Here is a 5,411-nt window from a genome sequence, read left to right as displayed (position 1 = left end):
CCCTCCCACAGCCCCACGAAGTCGGGCAGGGTCTTGCTCGTCGTGCCTACGTCCTCGACGACGAGGCCGGGCACACGCAGGCCGAGGACGGCGCCGGTCGTGGCCATCCGGTGGTCGTGGTAGGTGTGGAACCGGCCGCCGTGCAAGGGAGCCGGGGCGATCCCGAGCCCGTCCTCCCGCTCCGTGACGTCGCCGCCGAGCCCGCGCAGCTCGGCGCAGATCGCCGCGATCCGGTCGGTCTCGTGGCCCCGGATGTGCGCCACGCCGCGGATCTCCGACGGCGTGCTCGCGAGGGCGGCGAGGGCCGCGACGGTCGGCGTGAGCTCGGCCGCGTCGTGGAGGTCGACGTCGATGCCGACAAGCTCCCCGGTCCCGGTGACCGAGAGCCCGTCCCGGTCGAGGCGCACGTCGGCCCCCATGCGGTCGAGGACCTCGCGCAGGAAGTCGCCGGCCTGGGTCGTGTGCTGCGGCCACCCGGGCACGCGGACCGTCCCACCAGCCACGAGCGCGGCGGCGAGGAAGGGACCGGCGTTGGACAGGTCAGGCTCCACGCTGACGTCGAGGGCGTTGATCTCCGACGGCTCGACCCGCCAGGTGTTGGGCTCGCTGTCGTCGACGACGGCGCCGGCGTCGCGCAGGGCCTCGACCGTCATGAGGATGTGCGGCTCGCTCGGGACGGGCTTGCCCTCGTGGTGGACGGTGACCCCCTTGTCGTACCGCGCGCCGGCGAGCAGCAGGGCCGAGACGAACTGCGACGAGGCGGAGGCGTCCATCGTGACCGCGCCGCCGGGCACCCGGCCCCGGCCGTGGACGACGAGGGGCAGCCGGCCCCCTCCGTCGTCGGTGACCGGCACGCCCAGGGTGCGCAGGGCGTCGACGACCGGCGCCATGGGCCGGACCCGCGCCTGCGGGTCGCCGTCGAGGTGGACGGGCCCGTCGGCGAGCGCGGCGACGGCAGGCAGGAAGCGCATGACGGTGCCGGCGAGCCCGGCGTCGACCCGGCCGCCGCCGCGGAGCACGGCCGGTGGGGTGACGAGCCAGTCCGGGACCGTGTCGGGGGAGGGCTCCCCCTCGGGGGCGACGTCCTCGACGAGGACGCCGAGGATGCGTAGGGCCTCGGCCATGAGCAGCGTGTCGCGTGAGCGCAGCGGCGCCCGCAGCCGGGACCGGTCCGAGGCGAGCGCGGCGAGGACGAGGTAGCGGTTGGTCAGCGACTTGCTCCCCGGCAGGGCCACGGTCGCCCGGAGCGGGCCGCCGGCCACGGGCGCCGCCCAGTCGGCGTCGGCGACGGCGAGGGCGGGCGCGGAGCGATCGAGAGGGCTCAAGTCAGCTCACGACGTCGTGGGCGCGATGGACGAGGAGCCGGGCCTCCCGGCGGGCCGCCCGGCGGGCGTGCCGGGCCTCGCGCCGCGTCGTCCTCGTCGCGTGCTGCGCCCGCCAGGCGAGGCCCGGCTTGCCGGCGGTGTCGACCGCGGCGAGCAGCAGGCCGCCCAGCAGCCCGACGTCGCGCAGGAACAGGGCCTGCTGCTGGCTGCGGCGCTGGGGGTCGGCCTCCTCCCAGAACGCGTGCTCGATGGCCGTCGTCGGCACGAGGGAGGCCGCGAGCAGCGTGGACGCGAGACGCGGGAGCCGGCCGGTGGCGAGCAGCACGCCGCCGCCGACGAGCACGGCGCCGTTGGCCCGGACGAGCAGGTCGGGGTCGTCGGGCAGCGACGGCGGGTGTGGCACCTGCTCGAGCAGCTTGGCCGCCCGGTCGGTGCGTGCGCCCGGGTGGCGCAGCGCCTCGACGCCGACGGCGACGAACACCGACGCGAGGAGCGGTCGGGCAAGGCGGCGGACGAGCATGGGGTTCCTCCTCGGGCGAGCGGCATACGGACGCCGTGCGACCCACGCTATCGACATCCCGGTGCGCTTCGGCACCCGATCCCGGCCGGCGGGCGCGGCATACGCTGGCGCCATGTGTGGCAGGTATGCCGCGAGCGCGCGGCCGGACGAGCTCGTCGAGGCGTTCGACGTCGAGGTGGACGCCACGGGCGAGCCGGGTCGCAGCGTCCTCGCGAGACCGCAGGACCCCCCGCCCGGCACGCCCGACTGGAACATGGCGCCGTCGAAACAGGCGCCCGTCGTGCTGTCCCGGCCCCTCCGCGGGGCCCCCGACGACGCCCCGGCGGTCCGCCAGCTGCGGCTGCTCACCTGGGGTCTCGTGCCGTCGTGGGCCAAGGACGCCAAGGTCGGGCTCCGGATGATCAACGCCCGGGCCGAGACCGTCCTCGACCAGGGCGCGTTCGCCAAGGCGGCGGCCACCCGCCGCTGCCTCGTGCCGGCGGCGGGGTGGTACGAGTGGCAGGCCTCGCCCACCGCCACCGACGCCAAGGGCAAGCCGCGCAAGCAGCCCTTCTTCGTCCGCCGCGCCGACGGCGGCCCCGTGGCGTTCGCGGGGCTCTACGAGTTCTGGCGCGACCGGTCCCTGCCCGACGGCGATCCCAACGCCTGGCTGACCACCTTCACCATCGTCACCACCGACGCCGAGCAGGGCCTCGACCGCATCCACGACCGGCAGCCGCTCGTCCTCGAGCCGGAGCAGTGGGCGCAGTGGCTCGACCCGGACGAGCAGGACCCCGACGTCGTGCGCCGCCTCCTCTCCTTCTCGGAGCCCGGGCGGTTCACGGCGTACCCCGTCGGCCGGGCGGTCGGAGCGACCGGCAACAACGGCCCCGGGCTCGTGGAGCCGGCGCCGGCGGAGGAGCTCGCCGGCGTCGTGGACCCGACGACGGGGGAGGTCCTCGGCGCGTGAGGCAGTCGCTGCGTGAGTTCCAGGCGCCGGGGGGACCGGGGCGGGCGCACGTATGCCGCCCCCCGCACGCCGTGGGGACGGTCGTCCTCTCGCACGGGGCGGGCGGCGGCATCGACGCCGTCGACCTCGCCGTCGCCCGCGACGTGCTCACCGAGCGGGGCTGGGCCGTCGTGCTCGTCGAGCAGCCGTGGCTCGTCGCCGGCCGCCGCGTCGCCGGCCCGCCGCCGACGCTCGACGCCGCGTGGGTGCCGATCGTCGCGGCCCTGCTCACCGGGCGGGGCCGGCTGCCGCGCCCGCTCGTCGTCGGCGGCCGCAGCGCCGGGGCCCGGGTCGCGTGCCGCACCGCCGCGGCGCTCGAGGCCGACGCCGGCCTGCTGCTCAGCTTCCCGCTGCATCCACCGGGGCGGCCCGACCGGCTGCGCGCCGACGAGCTCGCCGCGGCGCCGCCGCCCACGGGGATCGTGCAGGGTGAGCGCGACCCCTTCGGCTCGCCGGCCGAGCTGGCGCCGCACCTCCCGTGGGGTGCGGTCGTGCACGCCGTCCCGGGGGCGCACAGCTTCCCGCCGAGCTCCCGAGCCGAGCTGGCCCGGGCGGTGCTCGACGCGGCACGGCGGCTCCCCTCGCCGTAGGGTGGGGCGCCGCATCGTTGTGCTGCCGCAGAGAGAAGGCGCCCCCCGTGTCCGAGAAGCGTGTCCTGCCCACGGTCGTGCCGAGCCCGGTGCCGCCTCCCCAGCCGACCGGCCGGCTCAGCCGCTGGCTGATGGAGCACCGCGTGCAGCCGATCGGGCCGGAGCACGAGGAGGCCCATGCCGAGCCGCACGCCTGGTGGAAGGTGATGTGCCTGACGGGCGTCGACTACTTCTCGACGCTGGCCTACCTGCCCGGGATCGCCGCCCTCGCGGCGGGGGCGCTCTCGCCGCTTGCGACGCTGCTCATCGTGGCGCTCACGCTGCTCGGCATGCTGCCGATGTACGGCCGGGTGGCCCGCGAGAGCCCCCACGGGCAGGGCTCCGTCGCGATGCTCGAGGACATTCTGCCCTTCTGGCGCGGGAAGGTGTTCGTCCTCGTGCTGCTCGGCTTCGTCGCCACCTCCTGGATCATCACCATCACCTTGTCGGCGGCCGACGCCTCGGTGCACATCCTGGAGAGCCCGTTCTTCCCGGCCGCCCTGCACGGGCACGCGGTCGCCATCACGATCGGTCTGCTGCTCGTGCTCGGCGGCGTCTTCCTGCTCGGCTTCAGCGAGGCCGTCAGCGTGGCCATCCCGCTCGTCGTCGTCTTCCTCGGGCTCAACGCCGTCGTCGTGGTGCGCGGACTGCTCGAGGTCTTCGCGGACGGGCGCGCGTGGTCGACGTGGGTGGACGCGCTCACGGCGGGGGGCGGCGGGTTCACCGGGCTGCTCGGACCGGCGGTGATCGCCTTTCCGCTGCTCGTGCTCGGGCTGTCCGGCTTCGAGACGGGCGTGAGCATGATGCCGCTCATCGCCGCCGAGGGCCGCACCCCGCAGGAGGTGCTCGCCTCTCGGATCCGCAACACGCGCAGGCTGCTGGCCGGGGCGGCCGTGATCATGTCGGTCTACCTCGTCACGACGAGCTTCGTCACGACGCTGCTCATTCCCAAAGAGGAGTTCCGGGAGGGCGGCGAGGCCAACGGGCGGGCCATGGCCTACCTCGCCCACCACTTCCTCGGGGAGGGCTTCGGCACGGCATACGACATCAGCACCATCCTCATCCTGTGGTTCGCGGGGGCCTCGGCGATGGCCGGCCTGCTCAACATCGTCCCGCGCTACCTTCCGGCCTACGGCATGGCGCCGGAGTGGGGCCGCGCCGTCCGCCCGGTCGTGCTCGTCTACACCGCGATCTGCATCGCCATCACCCTGGCGTTCCGCGCGGACGTCAACGCGCAGGCCGGTGCCTACGCCACCGGCATCCTCGCCATGATGGTCTCGGGCGCCATCGCCGTCGCCCTCTCGGCAGCCCGGCGCCGGCACACCGCCGGCGTCGTCGGGTTCGGGGTGCTGACGCTGATCCTGCTCTACGCCCTGGTGGCGAACGTCATCGAGAAGCCGGACGGCATCGCCATCTCCGCCGTCTTCATCCTCGGCATCATCGTCGTCTCCCTGGTCTCGCGGGTCACGAGGGTCACCGAGCTGCGCGTCGACCGGATCGAGTTCGACGACGCGGCACGCCGGTTCCTCAGCGACTCGCTGGCCCACGACCGCGCGCTCAACCTCATCGCCAACAAGCGGCAGACGGGCGACGCCGCAGAGTATGCCGCCAAGGAGCGGGAGCAGCGGGGCCTCAACCCGGTGCCCGGACGAGCCGACGTGATCTTCCTCGAGGTGGACGTCGACGACCCGTCGGAGTTCAGCGACGTGCTCGTCGTCCGTGGCGTCGAGGTCGACGGGCACCGGATCCTGCGGGTGGCCAGCCCCGCCGCCCCGAACGCCATCGCGGCCGTGCTGCTCGCCCTCCGCGACGCCACGGGGGTGCGACCGCACTGCTACTTCGAGTGGTCCGAGGGGTCGCCCGTCGTGCACCTGCTGCGCTACCTGCTCCTCGGTCAGGGCGACACGCCGCCCGTCGTCCGCGAGATCCTGCGCCAGGTGGAGCCGGAC

At 75.0% G+C, this 5,411-nt stretch carries 5 protein-coding genes; 3 read left to right on the top strand and 2 right to left on the bottom strand.

Annotation, left to right across the window (positions count from 1 at the left end; all coding sequences use genetic code 11):
* Together aroA and VFJ94_RS07335 are read right to left on the bottom strand one after the other, a co-directional pair.
* Window positions 1-1,325 (bottom strand): 3-phosphoshikimate 1-carboxyvinyltransferase (gene aroA / locus VFJ94_RS07340; RefSeq protein ID WP_325003546.1); only part of this gene is annotated, 1,325 nt, incomplete at its 3' end.
* Window position 1,326: 1 nt separating this feature from the next.
* Entirely contained in the window at window positions 1,327-1,845 is a 519-nt protein-coding gene (locus VFJ94_RS07335; RefSeq protein WP_325003545.1) for a DoxX family protein, read from the bottom strand.
* Between the two features lie 112 nt (window positions 1,846-1,957).
* Here VFJ94_RS07335 and VFJ94_RS07330 point away from each other — a divergent pair, with 112 nt between their 5' ends.
* The 3 genes from VFJ94_RS07330 to VFJ94_RS07320 form a co-directional block, all read left to right on the top strand.
* On the top strand, window positions 1,958-2,794 hold the full coding sequence (locus VFJ94_RS07330) for an SOS response-associated peptidase (RefSeq protein ID WP_325003547.1): 837 nt from the start codon (window positions 1,958-1,960) through the stop codon (window positions 2,792-2,794).
* Window positions 2,791-3,423 carry an alpha/beta family hydrolase gene (locus VFJ94_RS07325; RefSeq protein WP_325003544.1) on the top strand — a complete coding sequence of 211 codons (633 nt, stop codon included), beginning with the start codon at window positions 2,791-2,793 and terminating at the stop codon, window positions 3,421-3,423. Before VFJ94_RS07330 ends, VFJ94_RS07325 begins: the two co-directional genes overlap by 4 nt.
* A 131-nt stretch (window positions 3,424-3,554) precedes the next feature.
* The coding region (locus tag VFJ94_RS07320; protein WP_414654581.1) for an amino acid transporter at window positions 3,555-5,411 on the top strand (1,857 nt) is incomplete at its 3' end.

The organism is Intrasporangium sp. (assembly GCF_035688975.1).
Lineage (GTDB): Bacteria > Actinomycetota > Actinomycetes > Actinomycetales > Dermatophilaceae > CALMNV01.
Note: the sequence above shows the minus strand (reverse complement) of the source record. Positions and strands in the feature narration are given on the sequence as shown.

Excerpts from the sequence above, each read along its gene's own strand:
- VFJ94_RS07335 (WP_325003545.1), bottom strand. The coding sequence starts at position 1,845 with ATGCTCGTCCGCCGCCTTGCCCGACCGCTCCTCGCGTCGGTGTTCGTC.
- VFJ94_RS07330 (WP_325003547.1), top strand. The coding sequence starts at position 1,958 with ATGTGTGGCAGGTATGCCGCGAGCGCGCGGCCGGACGAGCTCGTCGAG.